Origin of the sequence: Ramlibacter sp., from assembly GCF_028291745.1 — a bacterium.
Lineage (GTDB): Bacteria > Pseudomonadota > Gammaproteobacteria > Burkholderiales > Burkholderiaceae_C > Ramlibacter.
Genome location: NZ_JAQGNQ010000138.1, coordinates 1 through 19,767, shown reverse-complemented (window position 1 = coordinate 19,767; position 19,767 = coordinate 1). Strand labels below are relative to the sequence as shown.

General features: G+C 68.3%; 17 protein-coding genes. 10 read left to right on the top strand and 7 right to left on the bottom strand.

The features are described from left to right. Window positions 1–46: 46 nt before the first annotated feature. The 5 genes from recQ to JWP60_RS25300 all read right to left on the bottom strand — a co-directional run bounded on the left by recQ (window position 47) and on the right by JWP60_RS25300 (window position 5,503). A complete protein-coding gene (recQ, locus tag JWP60_RS25320) occupies window positions 47–1,900 on the bottom strand; it encodes a DNA helicase RecQ (RefSeq protein ID WP_299797905.1) in 1,854 nt (617 codons plus the stop codon). 157 nt (window positions 1,901–2,057) lie between these two features. Beyond that, on the bottom strand, window positions 2,058–3,065 hold the full coding sequence (locus JWP60_RS25315; RefSeq protein WP_299797902.1) for a TRAP transporter substrate-binding protein: 1,008 nt from the start codon (window positions 3,063–3,065) through the stop codon (window positions 2,058–2,060). 22 nt (window positions 3,066–3,087) lie between these two features. Next, window positions 3,088–4,368 carry a TRAP transporter large permease subunit gene (locus JWP60_RS25310; RefSeq protein ID WP_299797899.1) on the bottom strand — a complete coding sequence of 427 codons (1,281 nt, stop codon included), beginning with the start codon at window positions 4,366–4,368 and terminating at the stop codon, window positions 3,088–3,090. After that, window positions 4,365–4,901, bottom strand: coding sequence for a TRAP transporter small permease (locus JWP60_RS25305; RefSeq protein ID WP_299797896.1), 537 nt, complete (start codon window positions 4,899–4,901; stop codon window positions 4,365–4,367). The genes JWP60_RS25310 and JWP60_RS25305 overlap by 4 nt, the downstream gene beginning before the upstream one ends. Next, window positions 4,898–5,503, bottom strand: a complete 606-nt coding sequence (locus tag JWP60_RS25300) for a gluconokinase (protein ID WP_363321001.1) — start codon at window positions 5,501–5,503, stop codon at window positions 4,898–4,900. The genes JWP60_RS25305 and JWP60_RS25300 overlap by 4 nt, the downstream gene beginning before the upstream one ends. A gap of 114 nt (window positions 5,504–5,617) precedes the next feature. Between JWP60_RS25300 and JWP60_RS25295 the strand changes: the two genes are divergently transcribed. Next, on the top strand, window positions 5,618–6,649 hold the full coding sequence (locus JWP60_RS25295) for a LacI family DNA-binding transcriptional regulator (protein WP_299797893.1): 1,032 nt from the start codon (window positions 5,618–5,620) through the stop codon (window positions 6,647–6,649). A gap of 61 nt (window positions 6,650–6,710) precedes the next feature. Here JWP60_RS25295 and JWP60_RS25290 read toward each other — a convergent pair whose 3' ends face one another. Together JWP60_RS25290 and JWP60_RS25285 are read right to left on the bottom strand one after the other, a co-directional pair. After that, window positions 6,711–7,634 carry a DNA-binding response regulator gene (locus tag JWP60_RS25290; protein ID WP_299797890.1) on the bottom strand — a complete coding sequence of 308 codons (924 nt, stop codon included), beginning with the start codon at window positions 7,632–7,634 and terminating at the stop codon, window positions 6,711–6,713. Next, a complete protein-coding gene (locus JWP60_RS25285; RefSeq protein WP_299797887.1) occupies window positions 7,618–11,043 on the bottom strand; it encodes an ATP-binding protein in 3,426 nt (1,141 codons plus the stop codon). Before JWP60_RS25285 ends, JWP60_RS25290 begins: the two co-directional genes overlap by 17 nt. A 168-nt stretch (window positions 11,044–11,211) precedes the next feature. Between JWP60_RS25285 and urtA the strand changes: the two genes are divergently transcribed. The 9 genes from urtA to JWP60_RS25240 all read left to right on the top strand — a co-directional run bounded on the left by urtA (window position 11,212) and on the right by JWP60_RS25240 (window position 19,616). After that, window positions 11,212–12,471 (top strand): urea ABC transporter substrate-binding protein, encoded by a 1,260-nt coding sequence (urtA, locus tag JWP60_RS25280; protein WP_299797884.1) that lies wholly within the window; start codon window positions 11,212–11,214, stop codon window positions 12,469–12,471. Window positions 12,472–12,538: 67 nt separating this feature from the next. Further along, window positions 12,539–13,453 (top strand): urea ABC transporter permease subunit UrtB, encoded by a 915-nt coding sequence (gene urtB, locus JWP60_RS25275; protein WP_299797881.1) that lies wholly within the window; start codon window positions 12,539–12,541, stop codon window positions 13,451–13,453. A 26-nt stretch (window positions 13,454–13,479) separates the two neighbouring features. Then, window positions 13,480–14,694 (top strand): urea ABC transporter permease subunit UrtC, encoded by a 1,215-nt coding sequence (gene urtC, locus JWP60_RS25270; protein WP_299797878.1) that lies wholly within the window; start codon window positions 13,480–13,482, stop codon window positions 14,692–14,694. Then, a complete protein-coding gene (gene urtD, locus JWP60_RS25265) occupies window positions 14,691–15,434 on the top strand; it encodes an urea ABC transporter ATP-binding protein UrtD (protein ID WP_299797875.1) in 744 nt (247 codons plus the stop codon). Before urtC ends, urtD begins: the two co-directional genes overlap by 4 nt. A 10-nt stretch (window positions 15,435–15,444) precedes the next feature. Continuing rightward, on the top strand, window positions 15,445–16,134 hold the full coding sequence (gene urtE / locus JWP60_RS25260) for an urea ABC transporter ATP-binding subunit UrtE (RefSeq protein WP_299797873.1): 690 nt from the start codon (window positions 15,445–15,447) through the stop codon (window positions 16,132–16,134). A 42-nt stretch (window positions 16,135–16,176) separates the two neighbouring features. After that, entirely contained in the window at window positions 16,177–17,406 is a 1,230-nt protein-coding gene (gene fmdA, locus JWP60_RS25255; protein WP_299797870.1) for a formamidase, read from the top strand. Window positions 17,407–17,412: 6 nt separating this feature from the next. Further along, the gene (locus JWP60_RS25250) at window positions 17,413–17,760 is read left to right on the top strand and encodes a zinc ribbon domain-containing protein (RefSeq protein ID WP_299797867.1); all 348 of its coding nucleotides are present in this window, start codon (window positions 17,413–17,415) and stop codon (window positions 17,758–17,760) included. A gap of 13 nt (window positions 17,761–17,773) precedes the next feature. Further along, complete coding sequence (locus tag JWP60_RS25245) at window positions 17,774–18,814, top strand: aliphatic amidase (RefSeq protein WP_299797864.1); 1,041 nt, start codon at window positions 17,774–17,776, stop codon at window positions 18,812–18,814. After that, a complete protein-coding gene (locus tag JWP60_RS25240; protein WP_299797861.1) occupies window positions 18,798–19,616 on the top strand; it encodes a CbbQ/NirQ/NorQ/GpvN family protein in 819 nt (272 codons plus the stop codon). The genes JWP60_RS25245 and JWP60_RS25240 overlap by 17 nt, the downstream gene beginning before the upstream one ends. The last annotated feature ends 151 nt before the right edge of the window (window positions 19,617–19,767 follow it).

The window sequence follows — 19,767 nt, the reverse complement described above, 5'->3', positions numbered from 1 at the left end:
ATTCGCGCGGCTACCCGGGCGCAAGCATCCGGCCGATGCGCGCCGCTCAGGCCAGCGCCTGCAACACGTCCATCACCCCCGGCCCATAGGTCTCGAGCTTTTTCGCGCCGATGCCGCTGACGCCTTCGAGCGCGCGCAGCTCGCGCGGATCGAGTGCCGCGATGGCGGCGAGCGTGGCGTCGTGGAAGATCACGTAGGCGGGCAGGTTGTGGGCCTTCGCGACTTCCGTGCGCCAGGCCTTCAGCGCGGCAAAGCGCTGCTGTGCCTGCCCATCGAGCGCCGCCGCGACCGCGGGCGTGGCCCTGCCTGAACCGCGCTCGCGCCGGGCCCGGCCCGCCGGCTGGTTGATCGACTCGCGCAGCTGCACCTGCTGCTCGCCCTTGAGGACGGCGCGCGAGGCGGCCGTGAGATGCAGCGTGTTGTACGAGGACGCGTCCACCGCCAGCGCTTGCGTGGCGATCAGCTGCCGCAGCACCCCGCGCAATTGCTGCTCGGAGAACTGCGCACCGATGCCGAAGGTGGAGAGCTTCTGGTGGCCGAACTGGCGCACCTTCTCGGTGTCCTTGCCGCGCAGAATGTCCATGATGTGGCCGGCACCGAAGTGCAGGCCGTTGACCTGCTGCACGCGGTAGATCGTCGACAGCAGCATGCGCGCCGCCTCGGTGCCGTCCCATACGGCGGGGGGCTGCAGGCAGTTGTCGCAGTTGCCGCAAGGCTGGCTCGGCTCGCCGAAGTACGCCAGCAGTCGCACGCGCCGGCAATCCGTGGCCTCGGCCAGCGCCAGCAGCGCATCGAGCTTGCCGCGCAGCACCTGCTTGAATTCTTCCGGCGCGGGGCTCTCGTCGATCATGCGGCGCTGGTTCACCACGTCCTGCAGGCCATAGGCCATCCAGGCGTCCGAGGGCAGGCCGTCGCGGCCGCCGCGGCCCGTCTCCTGGTAGTAGCCCTCGATGTTCTTCGGCAGGTCGAGGTGCGCGACGAAGCGCACGTCCGGCTTGTCGATGCCCATGCCGAAGGCGATGGTCGCCGTCATCACCACGCCCTCGTCGCGCAGGAAGCGGTCCTGGTGGCGCTGGCGCACCGAGGCATCGAGGCCGGCGTGATAGGGCAGGGCGTCCATGCCTTCGCGGCACAGGATCTCCGCGATCTCCTCCACGCGCTTGCGCGACTGGCAGTAGACGATGCCCGCCTCGCCGGCATGCTCGCGCTCGATGAAGCGCAGCAGCTGCTGCGTGGCCTCCTTCTTCTCGGCGATCGTGTAGCGGATGTTGGGCCGGTCGAAGCTGCTGACGAACTGGCCCGCGTCCTCCAGTTGCAGGTGCTGCACGATGTCGGCGCGCGTGGTCGCATCGGCCGTCGCCGTGAGCGCGATGCGAGGCACGCCCGCGTAGCGCGTATGCAGCAGCGCCAGGCCGCGGTACTCCGGCCGGAAGTCGTGGCCCCACTGGCTGACGCAGTGCGCCTCGTCGATGGCGAACAGCGCGACCTGCCCCTTCTGGTGCAGGCCGTCGAGCAGCGCCAGGAAGCGCGCGGTGGTGACGCGCTCGGGTGCGGCATAGAGCAGCGTCAGCTCGCCGCGCGCGAACTTGCGCTCGACCTCGTTGGCCTCCTCGAGCGAGAGGGTGGAATTGAGGAAGGCGGCCTTGACGCCCACTTCGTGCAGTGCACCGACCTGGTCGTGCATCAGGGCGATCAGCGGCGACACCACGACCGTGACGCCTTGCCCGGCTTGCTGGCGGGCGAGCGCCGGGATCTGGTAGCACAGCGACTTGCCGCCGCCGGTGGGCATGAGCACCAGCGCATCGCCGCCGGTGACGACGTGGTCGACGATCTCCGCCTGCCGGCCCCGGAACGCGGGGTAGCCAAAGACGGTCTGGAGGATTTGCAGGGGGGAAGACAAGATCCGGCTATTGTCGTGGAGCCTTGCCTCAACGCCTGCAGCCGCTCCGGCGCGGACCGGAAAAGTTGTGAACTGTGCGCGCTTGACGCGGCCCCTGCGCATGGGGGGCTGGCGCGTCAGAGCGGCCCGCAACGGGGCGGGCCGCTCTTGGGGCTGCTTACTTGCGCAGCCTGGTGACTTCGGCTTCCACTTCCTTCACCAGCTCCGCATGGCCGGCGGCCGCGAACTTCGCGGTGGCGGGGCGCGCGGTCTGGCGCATGCGCTCCAGCTCGGGCTCGGCCAGCACGGTCACCTGCATGCCCTTCTTCTTCAGGTCTTCCAGGGCGCGGGCGCCCTCGGCGCGGCTGTCCTTGCGCTCGAAGTCACGCGAGGCGACGGCCGATGCCCGCACGGCATTCTTCTCGTCGGCGGAGAGGCCGTCCCACCACTTCTTGCTGGCCAGCACGATCCACGGGCTGTACACGTGGCGGGTGATCGACAGGTACTTCTGCACTTCGTAGAACTTGCTCGACTCCACCGTGTTCACCGGGTTCTCTTCGCCGTCGACGGTCTTCGACTCCAGCGCCGTGAACAGCTCGGAGAAGGACAGCGGCACGGCGTTGGCGCCCATGGCGTTGAACATGTCGATGTACATCGGGTTCTGCATCACGCGAAGCTTCACGCCCTTCAGGTCCTCCATCTTCGCGATGGGACGCTTGGAGTTCGTGAGGTTGCGGAAGCCGTTTTCCCAGTACACCAGGCCGACGAGGCCCTTGGCTTCCAGCTTGGCCATCAGCTTCTGGCCGACCGGGCCGTCGAGGACGGTGTCCGCTTCCTTCTCGTTGGCGAACAGGAAGGGCAGGTCGAACACGCCGAAGTCGTCGACGATGCCCACCAGCGTGGCGGTGGAGACCACCGTCATTTCCTGCGCGCCGCCGATCAGGGCGTTCTGCATCTGGATGTCGCTGCCGAGCGCGGCGCTGGCGAAGCCCTTCATGTGGAACTTGCCGTCGGTGCGCTTGCCGAGGTCTTCGACCAGGAACTTGGCCGCGCGGCCCTGGTTGCTGTCCTCGGCCAGGCCGTAGCCGAAGCGGACGATGTGCGGCTTGTAGTCGGCCGCGTGGGCGGCCAGCGATGCCGTGACCACGGCAACCGAGACCAGCAGGGTTTGGATGAACTTCTTCAAGCTTTGCTCCGGATTGTTGGAGTTAATGGAACCAGGACATCGGGACCGTGATGAATCCCGGGAAGGCGACGAACAGGAAGACCAGGACGGCCTCCACCAGCAGGAAGGGCCAGACGCCGCGGGTGGCGCTCTCCAGCGAGATGCGGGCGATGCCGCACACGACGTTGAGCACCGTGCACACCGGCGGATGGATCAGGCCGAGCGTGCCGACCAGGATGAACATCACGCCGAAGTAGGTGGGATCGATGCCGGCCTTGATCACCAGCGGCATCAGCACCGGGCCGAGCACCAGGATCGTGGGCGTCAGGTCCATCACGCTGCCGATGGCCAGCAGCAGCAGCATGACGGTGGCCATCAGGATGCGCGGGTGGTCCATCATCGGGCCGAGCGCGCCGGTGACCTGCGCGGGCAGGTCGGCCAGCGTGACCATGTACGAGGACACGAAGGCCGCGGCGCACAGGAACATCACCGTGCTGGTGGTGCGGGCCGCCTTCACCAGCAGCTCGGGCAGCTGCTTGAACGTCACTTCGCGGTACACGAACAGGCTGACGAACAGCGCGTAGACGGCCGCGACCGCAGAGGCCTCGGTCGGCGTGAAGACGCCGCCCCGCAGGCCGCCGACGATCAGCACGGGCAGCACGAGCGCCCACAGCGAGTCGACCAGCGCGCGACCGCGCTCGCCCCAGCTGCGGCGCGGCTGCACGGCGGTTTCCATCTTGCGGGCGAGCAGTGTCCACACGCCCACCAGGCCGAGGGCGCGCAGCAGGGCCGGCACGATGCCGGCCACGAACAGGGCGGTGATCGACGTGTTGGTCGCGACCCCGAAGATGATGAAGGGCATCGACGGCGGCACGATGGGCGCGATCACGCCGCCGGCCGCGATCAGGCCGGCCGAGCGCGGCACCGGATAGCCGTAGTCGCGCATCATCGGGATCAGCAGCGTCGCGACGGCGGCCGTGTCGGCGATCGCCGAGCCGGAGAAGCATCCGAGCAGCAGCGTCGCGCCGATGGCGACGTAGCCCAGGCCGCCGCGGATGTGGCCCACGAGTGCAGCGGCCAGTGCGATCACGCGGCGCGAGATGCCGCCCGCGTTCATCAGCTCGCCGGCCAGGATGAAGCACGGCACGGCCATCAGCGGGTAGATGTCGGCCCCGGCCAGCATGTTCTGCGCGACCAGCTGGGCGTCGAAGAAATTCAGCTGGATCATCAGCGCGACACCCGTGAGCATCAGCGCGAAAGCCACCGGCATGCCCAGCGCCATCAGGCCCACCAGCGTGCCGAGGAAGATGAAGATGCTGGTCATTCGGCCGCTCCCAGCGCGAGCTGCTGCCCCATCGGCTCGGGGTCGCCAGGCACCATGGCGCCGGCGCGGTCGAACACGACGCGCAGCAGGTTGGCGGCGACGATCAACAGCATCGAGGCGGCGCACACCAGTCCCGAGGCGGCCATGAAGGCGTTCGGGTAGTGCAGCACCGTCGAATAGGTATGCAGGCCGATCTGCACCTGGCTCCAGCTGCCGGCCAGGAACAGCCACAGCGCGTAGAGCATCAGCACGTGAGTGAGCACCGCGCAGGCGCGGCGCAGGGGGCGCGGCAGTCGCGCCTGCAGCAGCGCCACGCCGAGGTGGCCGCCGCGGCGCAGGGCGAGCACCGCCCCGAGAAACACCAGCCACACGAAGAGCAGTCGCGACACCTCTTCGGCACCGGCAAAGCCGGCGCCGAAGCCGTAGCGGCCGACAACGTTGGAGAAGACGAGGAGCACGATCAGCGCGAGATCCAGCGCCATCAGCGCCTCGACGACGCGCTCCGCGGCGCGCACCAGCAGGTTGGGTTTCATGATTTCGTGGGTTCGTTCGAATCCGGGGCCGGCGAGGCCAGCGTGCCGGACCAGGCCAGGATGCGTGCCGTGAGTTCGGCAGCGGGCAGTGCGCCATCGAGCCGCAGCACTCCCGGCTCGCCGCTCGGGTCTTCCAGCGTGGCGAACTGGCTGTCCAACACGGTGAGCGGAAAGAAATGGCTGCCCACGCGGGCAAGCACGCGTTCGCGTGCCAGCTCCGGCGTGATCGCGAGGAAGGCAAAGCGCAAGCCCGGCGCGGCGGCGCGCAGGCGGTCGCGGTAGGCGCGCTTGAGGGCCGAGCAGGACACCACCAGGCCAGTGGGATGGTCGTGCAACTGCTGCGCGATGCGGGCCAGCCATTCGCGCCGGTCGTCGTCGGTCAGCGCGATGCCGGCACTCATCTTGCGGATGTTTTCCGGCGGGTGGAAGTCATCGCCTTCGACCAGCACGCAGCCGGCGCGCTCGGCCAGCGCGCGCGCAATGGTGGACTTGCCGCTGCCCGCGACCCCCATGACGACGAGGTCCGGCGGCGCGGCGCGCGGCTGCGAATCGAGCCGGATAGCGCTATCCGGCGAAGAAGGAAATTCAGGCGGAGAGGACAAGACGGCGAAAACTGGGAGGAGAAAAAGACGGACGGGTGAAACCCGGATGAGGCAGCCTCCGGATACCGCTATCCTAACCAGTCACAAAACGACCTATTCTAGGTAATTGCCCGGATGCCCACTCCGTCCCCCACGCGCGGCCGCCGCGCCAGCGGCCGCATCACGCTGGCCGATGTCGCCCACAGCGCCGGCGTGAGCGCGATGACCGCCTCGCGCGCCTTGCGCGGCGAGCGCCACGTCGACCCGGAGCTGATCGCTCGCGTGCAGGCCGCCGCCCGCAAGCTGGGTTACGTGCCGGACCCCGCGGCCCGCGCGCTGGCCTCGCAGCAAGGCTCGCACGTGGGCGTGCTGATCCCCGCCTTGTCGAACGCGCTGTTCGTCGACGTGATCGAGGCGATCCAGCGGACCTTGCGACCGGCCGGCTACCAGGCGCTGATCGGCATCACGCATTACGACCAGAGCGAGGAGGAGCAACTCCTGCGCGAACAGCTCTTGCACCGGCCCGCGGGCCTGGTGGTGACCGGCTTCGAACATAGCGCCGCGACGCGCGAGCTGATCGTCCGCAGTGCCGTGCCCTGCGTGCACGTGATGGAAACCTCGCAGGAAGAAGGCGTGTACAGCGTCGGCTTCTCGCAGCGCGACGCGGCGCGCGAACTCACGCGCCACCTGCTCGCGCGCGGCCGCCGGCGCATCGCCTTTGCCGCGGCGCAGCTGGACCCGCGCACAATGCAGCGCCTCGACGGCTGGCGCGGCGAGATGCGCAGCGGGGGCCTGCACGATGCGCGGCTGGAGTGGCTGAACCCGGCGCCCTCGTCGATGGCGCTGGGCGGGCAGATGTTCGAGCAGATCCTGGCGCAGAGTCCGCGGGTCGATGCGATCTTCTTCTGCAACGACGACCTCGCGCAGGGCGCGCTGCTGACGGCGCTGAGGCTGGGCGTGCGCGTGCCGGCCGACATGGCCGTGGCGGGCTTCAACGACCTCACCGGCAGCGATCAGATGGTGCCGCCGCTGACCACGGTGGGCACGCGGCGCGGCGCGATGGGTGCCGCCGCCGCCCGCATGCTGCTCGCGCTGATCCAGCGCCAGCCGCCGGAGCAGGCGGCGGTCGATGTGGGGTTTGAACTGGCGGTGCGCGAGAGCACGTGAGTGCGGCGCGCATGGATCGCGCGTCAAGCCCGCAACGAGAGGGGCCGGGGTCTCAGGAGTCTCATTCCGGGCCCTGCATCTGCCCCGCGGCCGCCGCAACCGCCGCCGTTCGCGTTTCGACCCCGAGCTTTTCGTAGATGTGCTCCAGGTGCTTGTTCACCGTGCGCGGGCTCATGCCGAGGATGTCGCCGATGTCGCGGTTGGTCTTGCCCTTGGCCAGCCAGGCCAGGACTTCGGTCTCGCGTGGCGTCAGCGTGGTCTGCAGCGAGCGGCCCGCGGGCACCGGCACGCCGGCAGCTGCCAGCCGCAGCAGCAGCATCGTCTCGGAATAGGTGCCGGCGCCCATGTGCCGCGCCAGCAAGCGCGCGCCGTCGGCCAGGCGGCGACTCGCTTCCCCGGCGGGGGGCACAGCGGCGAGCCAGGCGGACGCCTCGCCCAGCGCCGCGCCGAACGCGGCCTCCAGCCAGCGCGTGGCCTGGGGCGAACGCCAGGCGATGCGGCCCTGGCCATCGAGCACCACGGCGCCCATGCCGGCCACGTCCACCGCCTCGCGCGCCAGCCGCGCCGCCCGCGCGTTGCGCAGGTGCGTGGCCATGCGCGCCAGCACTTCGGGAATGCGCAGCGGCTTGACCACGTAGTCGACGCCGCCGCTCGCGAACCCGCGCACCACCTGCTCGGTGTCCGACAAACCCGTCATGAACACGATCGGCACGTGCGACCAGGGCGGCGTCGCCTTGATTTCCCGGCACAGGGCGAAGCCGTCGGTGCCGGGCATGATCGCGTCCAGCAGCACGATGTCCGGCACCGCCATCTCGAACCGTTGCCGCGCCTCGTCGGCGTCGCGCGCCACCATCACGGTGTAGCCCTCGATCGCGAGCGCGTCGCACAGCATGCGCAGGGTGTCGAGCGCGTCGTCGACCACCAGCACCACCGGGCTCGGCGCCATGCCATCGAAGGCACCGAGGGTTTCAGGCCCGGGCGACATCCTCATCCTCCCGCAGCTGCGCGGCGAGCGCCGCAAAGTCGAAGCGATCGGCACTTGCCTGCAGCACTTGCAGCGACTCCGCCAGCGCCGGCCATTGCCGCTGCGCGCTGCGCAGGCGCTGGCGCAGGGCCGAGGCATTGGCCTGGTGCACGAGGCGCAGCAGTTCCTCGCGCAGTTCTTCCGGCAGGAGGTGCGCGACCGGATCAGCCGACACGGGCGGCTGCACCGGCGCCAGCGGCATGTCGGCCCGCACCCATTCGAGCTGCAGCGCCCGCTCCAGGGCGTCGAGCAGCTCGGATTCCAGTACCGGCTTGGCCACGAAGCCCTGGCAATGCAGCGCCTCGATGCGGTCCGGACGGTGGTCGAACAGGTTGCCGGAGACGAACACGATGGGTAGCGCCGCGGCAGCTCGCAGCCCGCGCAGCAGCGCTGCCGTCTGCCAGCCATCGAGGTCGTCCATCGTGATGTCCAGCAGCACGGCATCGATCGGCTGCTGCTCCACGATCTCCACGCACTCGCGGCCGCTGGCCGCCTCCAGCACGGTGAAGCCGACCGGCACCAGCAAGGCGGCCAGCAGCTGGCGCTGCAGGGCCTGGTCGTCCACCACCAGCAAGGTGCGGCGCGGCGCGAGATAGCCGATCACGGGCCGCAGGGCCGGCACGGGCGGCTGCGTCCGGCCCGCTTCCGGCAGCAGCTCCGGCAGGTACACCCGCACGCGGAAGGTGCTGCCGCGGCCCGGTTCGCTCTCCAGCGTCAGAGCGCCCCCCATCAATTCGGTGAGGAGGTGCGTGATGGTCAGGCCGAGGCCGGTGCCGGCCTCGCTGGTGCGCCGGCCGGCGCTGCCCCGCTCGAACGGCAGGAAGATCCGCTCCTGGTCCTGCGGCGCGATGCCGATGCCGGTGTCGACCACGTCGACGTGCGCCACGTGACGGCGGAAGTCCAGCCGCAGCCTGACTTCGCCGTGCAGCGTGAACCGCACCGCATTGGCCAGCAGGTTGATCAGGATCTGGCGCAGCCGCTTGCCGTCGGCGCGGATCCACGCCGGCATCGTGCCCAGCACCTCGACGACGAAGTGCAGTCCCCTGGCCTCCGCCTGCGGCCGCATCATGCGCTCGACATCCGCGATCAGCTCGGGCAGCGGCAGCGGCGCCACGTCCAGCCGCAGGCGGCCGGCCTCGATGCGGGCGAGCTCCAGCGAGCCGTCGATCAGGGCGTGCATGTGCTCGCCGCTGTGGTGCATCGTCGCCACCGTCTCGCGCAGCCAGCCTTCCACCTGCGGGCTCTTGAGCAGCACCTGCGTGTAGCCCAGGATGCTGTTCAGGGGCGAGCGCAGTTCGTGCGTCATGCCGGCGACGTAGCGGGTCTTGGCCAGGCTGGCCGACTCGGCATGGTCCTTGGCGGTTTGCAGGGCGGCGTCGGTGCGGCGGTGGGCGTCGATCTCCTGCAGCAGCAGCTGCGTCTGGCGCTCCGATTCGTCCTGCGCCAGCCGGCGGCTGTCGGTGCTGAGGACCACCCACCAGGCGCACACCGCGCTCAGGAGTGCGAGCAGGGCGTAGACCTTCAGGAAGGGCAGGCGCAAGGTCGCGGCCGGAATTTCCAGGCTCTCCTGCACGAACACCATCCCGAGCAGGAAGGCCATGATGCCGAGGAGAGACAGCAGCACCAGCAGGTAGTGGCCGGCGCGGAAGTTCACGTGTGCCGCCCAGCTGCGCGGCAGCAAGGCCGCGGCGACGGCCCGCAGCTGGTCGGCCGCGCGCGAATCGGTCTTGCAGCGATCGTGGCAGCGAGACTCCAGCGAGCAGCACAGCGAGCAGATCGGCGCCGCATACGCCGGACAGCGCGCCATGTCTTCGGATTCGAACTGGTTCTCGCAGACGGCGCAGCGCACCACCTCGCCCGGCTGCCATTCGGTGCTGGGCAGGCGCGCCAGGTAGTAGCGCCCACGGGTGACCCACGCCAGCAGGGGCGCGAGCACCAGCGACAGTCCGAGCGCCAGGAACGGTGAAAAGGCGGCAGCCGTCTCGCCGAACCACCCGCTGTAGGCGAGGCAGGCGACCGTCGCGGCCGGCACCATCGCGCCTGGCCCCACGGGGTTGAAGTCGAACAGGTGGGCGCGCCGGAACTCGATGTGCCGCGGGCTGAGGCCGAGCGGCTTGTTGATCACGAGGTCGGCGACCAGTGCGCCGACCCAGGCGATCGCCACGTTGCTGTAGATGGCCAGCACCTTTTCGAGCGCGGCGAACACGCCCAGCGACATCAGCAGCGTGGCGATCACCACGTTGAAGACGAGCCAGACCACGCGGCCCGGATGGCTGCGCGTCACCCGGGCAAAGAAGTTCGACCAGGCGAGCGAGCCGGCATAGGCGTTGGTGAGGTTGATCTTCACCTGCGAGACCACCACGAACAGCACCGTCATCGCCACCGCCAGGCCGGGCCGTCCCACCGCCTGCGTGAAGCCGGTCAGGAACATCTGCGTGGGCTCGACGGCCCGATGCGGCGCCACCTCGAACTGCAAGGCGGCGAACGCCAGGAAGGCGCCGCCCGCCATCTTGAGCGCACCCATGAACACCCACCCCGGCCCGGCCACGAGCACGGCGCCCCACCAGCGCACGCGGTTGGCGCGGGTGCGCTCCGGCAGGAAGCGCAGGAAGTCCACCTGCTCGCCGATCTGCACCACCAGCGAGAAGATCACCGCGCAGGCCGCGCCGAAGGGCAGCGGGTCGAAGCCGCTGCTGCCGCTGCCGAACCCGGAGAGCGTGCTGAAGTCGCGAAAGAGCTGCGGCTGCGCAATGGCGATCCACACGAAGGGCAGCAGCAGCAGGAACAGCCAGAGCGGCTGCGTCCAGGCCTGCAGCTTCGAGATCAGCGTGATGCCGCGCATGGCCAGTGGCAGCACCACGAGCGAGGACGCGAGATAGCACCACACCAGCGGCCAGTCCACCACCAGCTGCAGCGCCAGCGCCATGATCGCGGCCTCGAGCGCGAAGAAGATGAACGTGAAGACGGCGTAGATCAGCGAAGTGATCGTGGAGCCGAGATAGCCGAAGCCGGCGCCGCGCGTGAGCAGGTCCATGTCCAGCCCGTAGCGGGCCGCGTACACGGCGATCGGCAGGCCGGTCAGAAAGATGATCACGCTCACCACCGCGATCGCCCACATCGCATTGCTGAAACCGTAGTTGAGCGCGATGGCCCCGCCGATCGCCTCCAGCGCCAGGAACGACAGCGAGCCGAAGGCCGTGTTGGCCACCCGGAACTCGCTCCAGCGGCGAAAGCTCTTGGGCGTGTAGCGCAGCGCGTAGTCCTCCATGCTCTCGTCGGCCACCCAGGAGTTGTAGTCGCGACGGAAGCGAAAGATGGTCTGGGGCACGGCGGCTTCGGGCTCGGTGCGTTGGGCATGCGGCGGCTGCATGCCGGTGAGTTAGCAAGAACTGTTCTAAGGGTGCCGCACCAGGGCGGAGCGTGTCGCTACGTTGATTGACGTATGGGCCGTCCGCGCAGCCGTGCCTAGTCTTCGCACCACCCCGGCACAAGCTGCACCAACCGGGCCCCAAGCAAACCCGTCGTGAGGACCCATCGCATGAAGACTGCACCCCAGAAGCCCGCCCTCTCCCAACCGGACACGGCGCGCCGCCGCCTGCTCCAGGCCATGGGCGCCGCCTCGGTCGCCGGCCTGCCCGCCTGGGCCGGCGCCCAGGCGACCGCCCAGGTCAACACCAGCAAGCTCGCCGTGACCGACGGCGAGGTGACGGTGGGCCAGCTGCATTCGTCCACCGGCACCATGGCGATCTCGGAGACCGGCGCCATCGAAGCCGAGCAGCTCGCCATCGACCAGATCAACGCCGCCGGCGGCGTGCTCGGTCGCAAGATCAAGGTGATCAAGGAAGACGGCGCGTCCGACTGGCCGACCTTTGCCGAGAAGGCCAAGAAACTCCTGATCAACGACCACTGCGCCGCGGTGTTCGGCTGCTGGACCTCGGCCTCGCGCAAGGCGGTGCTGCCGGTGTTCGAGAAGGAAAACGGCCTGCTGTACTACCCCACGTTCTACGAAGGCCTGGAGCAGTCCAAGAACGTGATCTACACCGGCCAGGAAGCGACGCAGCAGATCCTCTACAGCCTGGACTGGGCCAAGAAGGAGAAGAAGGCCAAGACCTTCTTCCTGGTCGGCTCGGACTACATCTGGCCGCGCACCTCGATGAAGATCGCGCGCAAGCACATCGAGAACTTCCAGAAGGGCAAGGTCGTCGGCGAGGAGTACTACCCCCTGGGCAGCACCAACTTCGGCTCGCTGATGAACAAGATCAAGGTGCAGAAGCCGGACTGCATCTATGCCGCCGTCGTCGGCGGATCCAACGTGGCCTTCTACAAGGCCCTGAAGGCAGCGGGCATCACCGGTGACAAGCAGCTGCTGGTCACGCTGGCGGTGACCGAGGACGAGATGACCGGCGTCGGCGGCGAGAACTTCGCCGGCTTCTATTCGTCGATGAAGTACTTCCAGACGCTGGACAACGAGAACAACAGGAAGTTCGTCAGCGCCTTCAAGGCCAAGTACGGCAAGGACGCGGTGATCGGCGACGTCACGCAGGCGGGCTACCTGGGCCCCTGGCTGTGGAAAGCCGCCGTCGAGAAGGCCAAGAGCTTCGACGTCGACAAGGTGGTCGCGGCCTCCCCCGGCATCGAGCTGAAGACCGCCCCCGAGGGCTATGTGAAGGTCGATGCCAACCACCACCTCTGGAGCAAGTCGCGCATCGCCGTGGGCATGCCGGACGCGAGCTTCAAGGTGGTGTCGGAGTCGCCCGAGCTGATCAAGCCGGACCCGTTCCCCAAGGGCTATCAGTAAGCACGCCCGCCGGCCCGCGGCAGCACGCCGCGGGCCCCCTTTCCCTCCCCACCTCCCGGAGCATGGCATGACGCTTTCGGAAATGATGAACATCGGCCTGATGCAGGGCTTCGCGGGCCTCAGCCTGTTCTCGGTGCTGCTGCTCATGGGCCTGGGCCTGGCGATCATCTTCGGCCAGATGGGCGTGATCAACATGGCCCATGGCGAGTTCATGACGATCGGCGCCTACACGATCTATCTCGGCTCCAAGATCGCCGAGAACCACGCGCCGCACTTCCTGCCCTTCTACTTTCCGCTGGCGATCCTGGCGGCCTTCGGCTTTTCCTTCATCGCCGGCTGGCTGGTGGAGTGGGCCTTGATCCGCCACCTGTACCGGCGGCCGCTGGACACGCTGCTGGCCACCTGGGGCATCAGCCTGGCGATCCAGCAGATGTTCCGCACCTTCGTCGGCCCGAAGGAGGTGAGCCCCACGCTGCCGGAGTGGATCCTCGGCTCGTGGGCACCGGCGCCCGGCCTCGACATTCCGATCAATGGCCTGTTCGTGCTGGCGCTCACCGCGGTGGTCACCTCCGGCGTGCTGATCGCACTGCATCGCAGCCGCTGGGGTCTGCGCGTGCGCGCCACGGTCGCGAACCGTGTCATGGCCAACGCCACCGGCATCGACACGAAGAAGACCGACCGGCTCACCTTCGCGATCGGCTGCGGCATCGCCGGGGTTGCCGGCGCGGCGTTCACCACCATCGGCTCCACCGGGCCCACCTCGGGCTCGCTGTACATCGTCGATTCCTTCCTGGTCGTCACCTTCGGCGGCGCCGCCAGCCTGCTGGGCACGGTGCTCTCGGCGTTCGGCATCGCCCAGACGCAATCGATCACCGAGTTCTTCCTGGCCGGCTCGATGGCCAAGGTGATCACCCTGTCGCTGATCGTCCTGATCCTGATGGTGCGGCCGCAAGGACTGTTCGCCGTCAAGGTCCGACGCTGATTTTTGCTGTCGTAGGGAGAAAAGAAATGCAAACGCTGATGAACTGGACCCGCCGCTACCAGCTGGCCAGCCTGCTGCTGCTGGCGGTGCTGCTGGCCGTGGTGCTGCCACTCACGCTGGACGTGTTCCGGCTCAACCTGGTCGGCAAGTACCTCACCTATGCCTTCGTCGCCGTGGGCCTGGTGATGATCTGGGGCTATGGCGGGGTGCTGAGCCTGGGGCAGGGCGTGTTCTTCGGCCTCGGTGGGTATGCGATGGCGATGTTCCTGAAGCTGGAGGCCTCCGACCCGATCGCCACCAAGATCCAGAGCACGCCCGGCATCCCGGACTTCATGGACTGGAACCAGATCACCGCGTTGCCGGCGCTGTGGGTGCCGTTCAAGAGCCTGACCTTCGCCCTGTTCGCGGTCGTCGCCGTACCGAGCCTGCTGGCCTGGATCATCAGCTTCGCGATGTTCAAGCGGCGCGTGGGCGGCGTGTATTTCGCGATCATCACGCAGGCGGTGGCACTGATCCTCACGGTGCTGATCATCGGCCAGCAAGGCTACACCGGCGGCGTCAACGGCATGACCGACCTCAAGACGCTCCACGGCTGGGACACGCGCACGGACAGCGCCAAGGTGATCCTCTACTACGTGTGCGTCGCCTTGCTGCTCGGCGCCATCGTGCTGTGCCGCTGGATCCAGACCAGCAAGTTCGGCACCTTGCTGCTGGCGATGCGCGACAAGGAGGACCGCGTGCGCTTCTCCGGCTACGACGTCGCCAACTTCAAGGTGTTCGCCTTCTGCCTGGCGGCCGCTCTCTCGGGCATCGGCGGGGCGCTGTTCTCGCTGCAGGTCGGCTTCATGTCGCCTTCGTTCGTCGGCATCGTGCCCTCGATCGAGATGGTGATCTATGCCGCGGTCGGCGGCCGCATGAGCCTGGTCGGCGCGGTGTACGGAACGCTGCTGGTGAACACAGGCAAGACCTTCTTCTCCGAGAGCTTCCCCGACCTGTGGCTGTTCCTGATGGCGGCACTTTTCATCGGCGTGACCATGGCCTTCCCGATGGGACTGGCGGGACTCTGGGCCGACCAGATCAAGCCCTGGTGGCAGTCGCGTCGCGAGGCGCTGAAGGCGGCCGCGCAGGCCCGCACGCCACGCCTGGGAGAGCCGCTCGCGCGTCCCGTTGCCGGCCCCGTCGCGAAACCCGAAGCTGTCGAATCCCTGCACGGCGGCCACCGCGACGCGAGGACCGCATGAGCAACACCGACTTCGCGCTGGCGGTGGAGGACCTCACGGTCTCCTTCGACGGTTTCAAGGCGATCGACAGCCTGAACCTCTACATCGACAACAACGAGCTGCGCGTGATCATCGGTCCCAACGGCGCCGGCAAGACCACGCTGCTGGACCTGATCTGCGGCAAGACGCGCGCCTCCGAAGGCAGCATCAAGTTCCAGAACATCGAGCTGACCAAAATGGCCGAGCACCAGCGGGTGCGCCTGGGCATAGGCCGCAAGTTCCAGACGCCTTCGATCTACGAGAACCTGTCCGTCTTCCAGAACCTGGAGGTGTCCTTTCCGCGCGGCCGCTCAGTGTTCGGCGCGCTGGCCTTCCGTTGCGACGAGGAGGTCAGCGAGCGCGTGCGCTCGGTCGCCGGCGAGATCGGCCTGCTGGAGCGCCTGCAGGACGAGGCCGGGCTGTTGTCGCACGGACAGAAGCAGTGGCTGGAGATCGGCATGCTCCTGATGCAGGAGCCGAAGCTGCTGATGCTGGACGAGCCGATCGCCGGCATGAGCGCCCGCGAACGCGAGCTCACCGCGGAACTCCTGCAGCGCATCAGCCGCAACCGCGCCGTGATCGTGATCGAGCACGACATGGATTTCGTCAAGCAGATCGCCCACAAGGTGACCGTCATGCACCAGGGAAAGATCCTGGCCGAAGGGCCCATGGAACGGGTGCAGAGCGATCCGCGGGTGATCGACGTGTACCTCGGCCACTGAAGGAGCGCGCATGCTGCAAGTCAAGGACCTTCACGTCGCCTACGGCCAGAGCGAGGCGCTGCACGGCATCTCGTTCGCCGGCAACGAAAACGAGACCGTCGCGATCATGGGTCGCAACGGCATGGGCAAGACCACGCTGTTCAAGAGCCTCATGGGCGTGCTGCCGGTCAAGAGCGGCAGTATCGTCGTCGCCGGCCAGGAGGTGTCGCGCGACGAGAGCTTTCGGCGCGTCGCCAAGGGCATCGCCTACGTGCCGCAGGGCCGGATGATCTTTCCGACGCTGAGCGTCGAAGAGAACATCCAGACCGGCCTGGAGCACTCGAAGACCCGCCGCATTCCCGACGAGATCTATGCGCTGTTCCCGGTGCTGTGGGACATGCGCGGCAGGAAGGGCGGCAACCTCTCGGGCGGCCAGCAGCAGCAGCTGGCGATTGCCCGCGCGCTGGTGACCGAGCCCAAGGTGCTGCTGCTCGACGAGCCCACGGAGGGCATCCAGCCTTCGATCATCAAGGACATCGCCAAGGCGCTCAACGAGATCCGCAAGCTGCGCCGCATCACCATCATCGTGTCCGAGCAGGTGCTGTCCTTCGCACTGGAGGTGGCCGACCGCCTGTTCGTCATCGAGGGCGGCCGCCTGGTGCACGAGACCACGCGCGCCGAGACCGACCCGCAGCGGATCAGGGCCTACCTGTCCGTCTGAATCCCGCAGCCACCACCATCACCACGCACCGCAGGAGCACGCATGCCCGAAACGCTGATCAAGGTCGATCTCGCGCAGTCCCCGTACCAGAACGAGAAGATCCACACCCGCTGGCACCCGGACATCCCGATGGCCGTGTGGGTCAACCCCGGCGAGGACTTCCGCCTGGAGACCTACGACTGGACCGGCGGCGCGATCAAGAACGATGACAGCGCCGACGACGTGCGCGACGTCGACCTGTCGACCGTGCACTTCCTCTCGGGCCCGGTGGGGGTGAAGGGCGCGCAGCCCGGCGACCTGCTGGTGGTCGACCTGCTGGACGTCGGCGCGCGCGACGACAGCCTCTGGGGTTTCAACGGCGTCTTCAGCAAGAAGAACGGCGGCGGCTTCCTGACCGAGCACTTCCCGCTGGCGCACAAGTCGATCTGGGACATCCAGGGCATGTTCACCCACAGCCGGCACATCCCGGGCGTGAACTTCGCCGGCCTGATCCACCCGGGCCTGATCGGCTGCCTGCCCGATCACAAGATGCTGGAGAAATGGAACGAGCGCGAGGGCGCTCTGATCGCGACCGATCCGGATCGCGTGCCGGGCCTGGCCAACCCGCCCTATGGCGCCACCGCCCACATGGGCAAACTGAAAGGCGATGCGAAGGAGGCCGCAGCGGCCAAGGGTGCGCGCACCGTGCCCCCGCGCGAGCACGGCGGCAACTGCGACATCAAGGACCTGTCGCGCGGCTCGAAGATCTACTTCCCGGTCTACGTCGACGGCGCCGGCCTTTCGGTGGGCGACCTGCACTTCAGCCAGGGCGACGGCGAGATCAGCTTCTGCGGCGCCATCGAGATGGCCGGCTGGGTGCACATGAAGGTGAGCCTGATCAAGGGCGGCATGGCCAAGTACGGCATCACCAACCCGATCTTCAAGCCCAGCCCGATCACGCCCAACTACCGCGACTACCTGATCTTCGAAGGCATCTCGGTCGACGAGCAGGGCAAGCAGCACTACCTCGACGTGACCATTGCCTATCGCCAGGCGTGCCTGAACGCGATCGAGTACATGAAGAAGTTCGGCTACAGCGGCGCCCAGGCTTATTCGATCCTCGGCACGGCGCCGGTGCAGGGCCACATCAGCGGCGTGGTCGACGTGCCGAACGCCTGCGCGACGCTGTGGCTGCCCACCGAGATCTTCGACTTCGACATCAATCCGACGGCGGAAGGCCCGGTGAAGATGATCACGCGCGACGTCGACCTGCCGATGTCGCAGGACAAGTAGGCCGCCATGCCCACCTACGACTACGGCTGCAGCGACTGCGGCGCCTTCGACGCGATCCGCAGCATCGCCCGGCGTGACGAGCCGGCGCCATGTCCGCGCTGCGGCGAGCCGGCGCCGCGCGTGCTGATCGCCGCGCCGCAACTGGCCTGCATGGACGGCGCGACGCGCACCGCGCACGCGACCAACGAGCGCGCGCAGCACGCGCCGCGTTCCTCGCGCGAGAGCGGCTACGGGCGCTTCAAGCATCCGGCGGGATGCGGTTGCTGCAGCAGCGCCAAACGAAGCAGCACGGTCAAGGCCGCCGATGGCAGCAAGGCGTTTCCGAACAAACGCCCCTGGATGATCAGTCACTGAAGGAGTTGGACGAATGATTCACGGCGACATTTCGAGCAGCAAGGACACCGTGGGCGTGGCGGTCGTCAACTACAAGATGCCCCGCCTGCACAGCAAGGCCGAAGTGCTGGAGAACGCGCGCAAGATCGCCGACATGCTGGTGGGCATGAAGACCGGGCTGCCGGGCATGGACCTGGTGATCTTCCCCGAGTACAGCACCCACGGGATCATGTACGACGCGCAGGAGATGTACGAGACGGCGGCCAGCGTGCCGGGCGCCGAGACCGAGATCTTCTCGGCCGCCTGCCGCAAGGCCAAGGTGTGGGGCGTGTTCTCGCTGACCGGCGAGCGCCACGAGGAGCACCCGTACAAGGCGCCGTACAACACGCTGATCCTGATGAACGACCGGGGCGAGATCGTCCAGAAGTACCGCAAGATCATGCCGTGGGTGCCGGTGGAAGGCTGGTATCCCGGCAACTGCACCTACGTCAGCGAAGGCCCCAAGGGCCTGAAGATCAGCCTGATCATCTGCGACGACGGCAACTACCCGGAGATCTGGCGCGACTGCGCGATGAAGGGCGCCGAGCTGATCGTGCGCTGCCAGGGCTACATGTACCCCGCCAAGGAGCAGCAGATCCTGATCAGCAAGGCGATGGCGTTCGCCAACAACACCTACGTCGCGGTAGCCAATGCGGCGGGGTTCGACGGCGTCTACAGCTACTTCGGGCACTCCGCGATCATCGGCTTCGATGGCCGCACGCTCGGCGAATGCGGCGAGGAGGAGTACGGCGTGCAGTACGCGGCGCTCTCCACCAGCCTGATCCGCGACTTTCGCAAGAACGGGCAGTCGGAGAACCACCTGTTCAAGCTGCTGCACCGCGGCTACACCGGGATGATCAATTCGCGCGAGGGCGACCAGGGCGTGGCCGCCTGCCCCTATGACTTCTACGCGCGCTGGATCAACGACCCCGAAGGCACGCGCAAGGCGGTGGAGGCGATCACGCGCAGCACCGTCGGCACCGAGGAATGTCCGATCGAGGGCATCCCCAACGCTGGCGATGCAGCGCACCGGTGACGATCCGCTCGCCCAGTGGCGGCTTGGCAGCGCGCCGTACTGGCAGCCCGTCGCCGGCGAGGAGCAGGCTTTCGAGGCCGCCGCCGCCGCACGGCTACCGGTCCTGCTGACCGGGCCCACGGGCTGCGGGAAGACGCGCTTCGTCGAGCACATGGCCTGGCGCCTGCAGCGGCCGCTGGTCACGCTGGCCTGCCACGAAGACCTGACCGCGGGGGACCTGGCCGGCCGCTGGCTGCTCGACGCCGAGGGCACGCGCTGGCAGGACGGCCCGCTGACGCTCGCCGCGCGGCATGGCGCGATCTGCTATCTCGATGAACTGGTGGAAGCGCGCAGCGATGCGCTGGTCGTCATCCATCCCCTGGCCGACAGCCGTCGCGTGCTGCCGCTGGAGCGCCACGGCGAACTGGTGCACGCGCATCCGGATTTCCTGCTGGTGGCGAGCTACAACCCGGGCTACCGCGGGCTGCACAAGACCTTGAAGCCGTCGACCCGGCAGCGCTTCACGGGACTCGCCTTCGATTACCCGGATGCGGCAACGGAGGCGCTGATCGTGGCGGCGGAGGGCGGCATCGAGCGCACGCTGGCCGCCCGCCTCGTGGCGCTGGCCGGCCGCACGCGCCGCCTGCAATCCGAGGGCCTGGAGGAAGGCGCGTCGACCCGTCTGCTGGTGCATGCCGCGCATCTGGTGCGCGCGGGCCTGCCACTTCGCGCCGCCTGCGTGCAGGCGGTCGCCGCACCCTTGACCGACGACCCCGATCTGGCACCGGTGCTCACCGGCCTGGTCCATGCCGCCTTCGAATGAGGACGGCGCCGCGCCGCCCACGCACTGGGGCGTGTGGTTGCGCGCACTCTGGGCCGGGCAGGCGACGCTTGCCTGGCAGGCAAGCGGTGATGCTGCGCGCGCGATCCTGGCCGGCCGGGCGCCGGAGCAAAGCGCGCTGCACCTGCCGGCC

Excerpts from the sequence above, each read along its gene's own strand:
- JWP60_RS25310 (WP_299797899.1), bottom strand. The coding sequence starts at position 4,368 with ATGACCAGCATCTTCATCTTCCTCGGCACGCTGGTGGGCCTGATGGCG.
- JWP60_RS25305 (WP_299797896.1), bottom strand. The coding sequence starts at position 4,901 with ATGAAACCCAACCTGCTGGTGCGCGCCGCGGAGCGCGTCGTCGAGGCG.
- JWP60_RS25295 (WP_299797893.1), top strand. The coding sequence starts at position 5,618 with ATGCCCACTCCGTCCCCCACGCGCGGCCGCCGCGCCAGCGGCCGCATC.
- JWP60_RS25290 (WP_299797890.1), bottom strand. The coding sequence starts at position 7,634 with ATGTCGCCCGGGCCTGAAACCCTCGGTGCCTTCGATGGCATGGCGCCG.
- JWP60_RS25285 (WP_299797887.1), bottom strand. The coding sequence starts at position 11,043 with ATGCAGCCGCCGCATGCCCAACGCACCGAGCCCGAAGCCGCCGTGCCC.
- urtA (WP_299797884.1), top strand. The coding sequence starts at position 11,212 with ATGAAGACTGCACCCCAGAAGCCCGCCCTCTCCCAACCGGACACGGCG.
- urtB (WP_299797881.1), top strand. The coding sequence starts at position 12,539 with ATGACGCTTTCGGAAATGATGAACATCGGCCTGATGCAGGGCTTCGCG.
- urtC (WP_299797878.1), top strand. The coding sequence starts at position 13,480 with ATGCAAACGCTGATGAACTGGACCCGCCGCTACCAGCTGGCCAGCCTG.
- urtD (WP_299797875.1), top strand. The coding sequence starts at position 14,691 with ATGAGCAACACCGACTTCGCGCTGGCGGTGGAGGACCTCACGGTCTCC.
- urtE (WP_299797873.1), top strand. The coding sequence starts at position 15,445 with ATGCTGCAAGTCAAGGACCTTCACGTCGCCTACGGCCAGAGCGAGGCG.
- fmdA (WP_299797870.1), top strand. The coding sequence starts at position 16,177 with ATGCCCGAAACGCTGATCAAGGTCGATCTCGCGCAGTCCCCGTACCAG.
- JWP60_RS25250 (WP_299797867.1), top strand. The coding sequence starts at position 17,413 with ATGCCCACCTACGACTACGGCTGCAGCGACTGCGGCGCCTTCGACGCG.
- JWP60_RS25245 (WP_299797864.1), top strand. The coding sequence starts at position 17,774 with ATGATTCACGGCGACATTTCGAGCAGCAAGGACACCGTGGGCGTGGCG.
- JWP60_RS25240 (WP_299797861.1), top strand. The coding sequence starts at position 18,798 with ATGCAGCGCACCGGTGACGATCCGCTCGCCCAGTGGCGGCTTGGCAGC.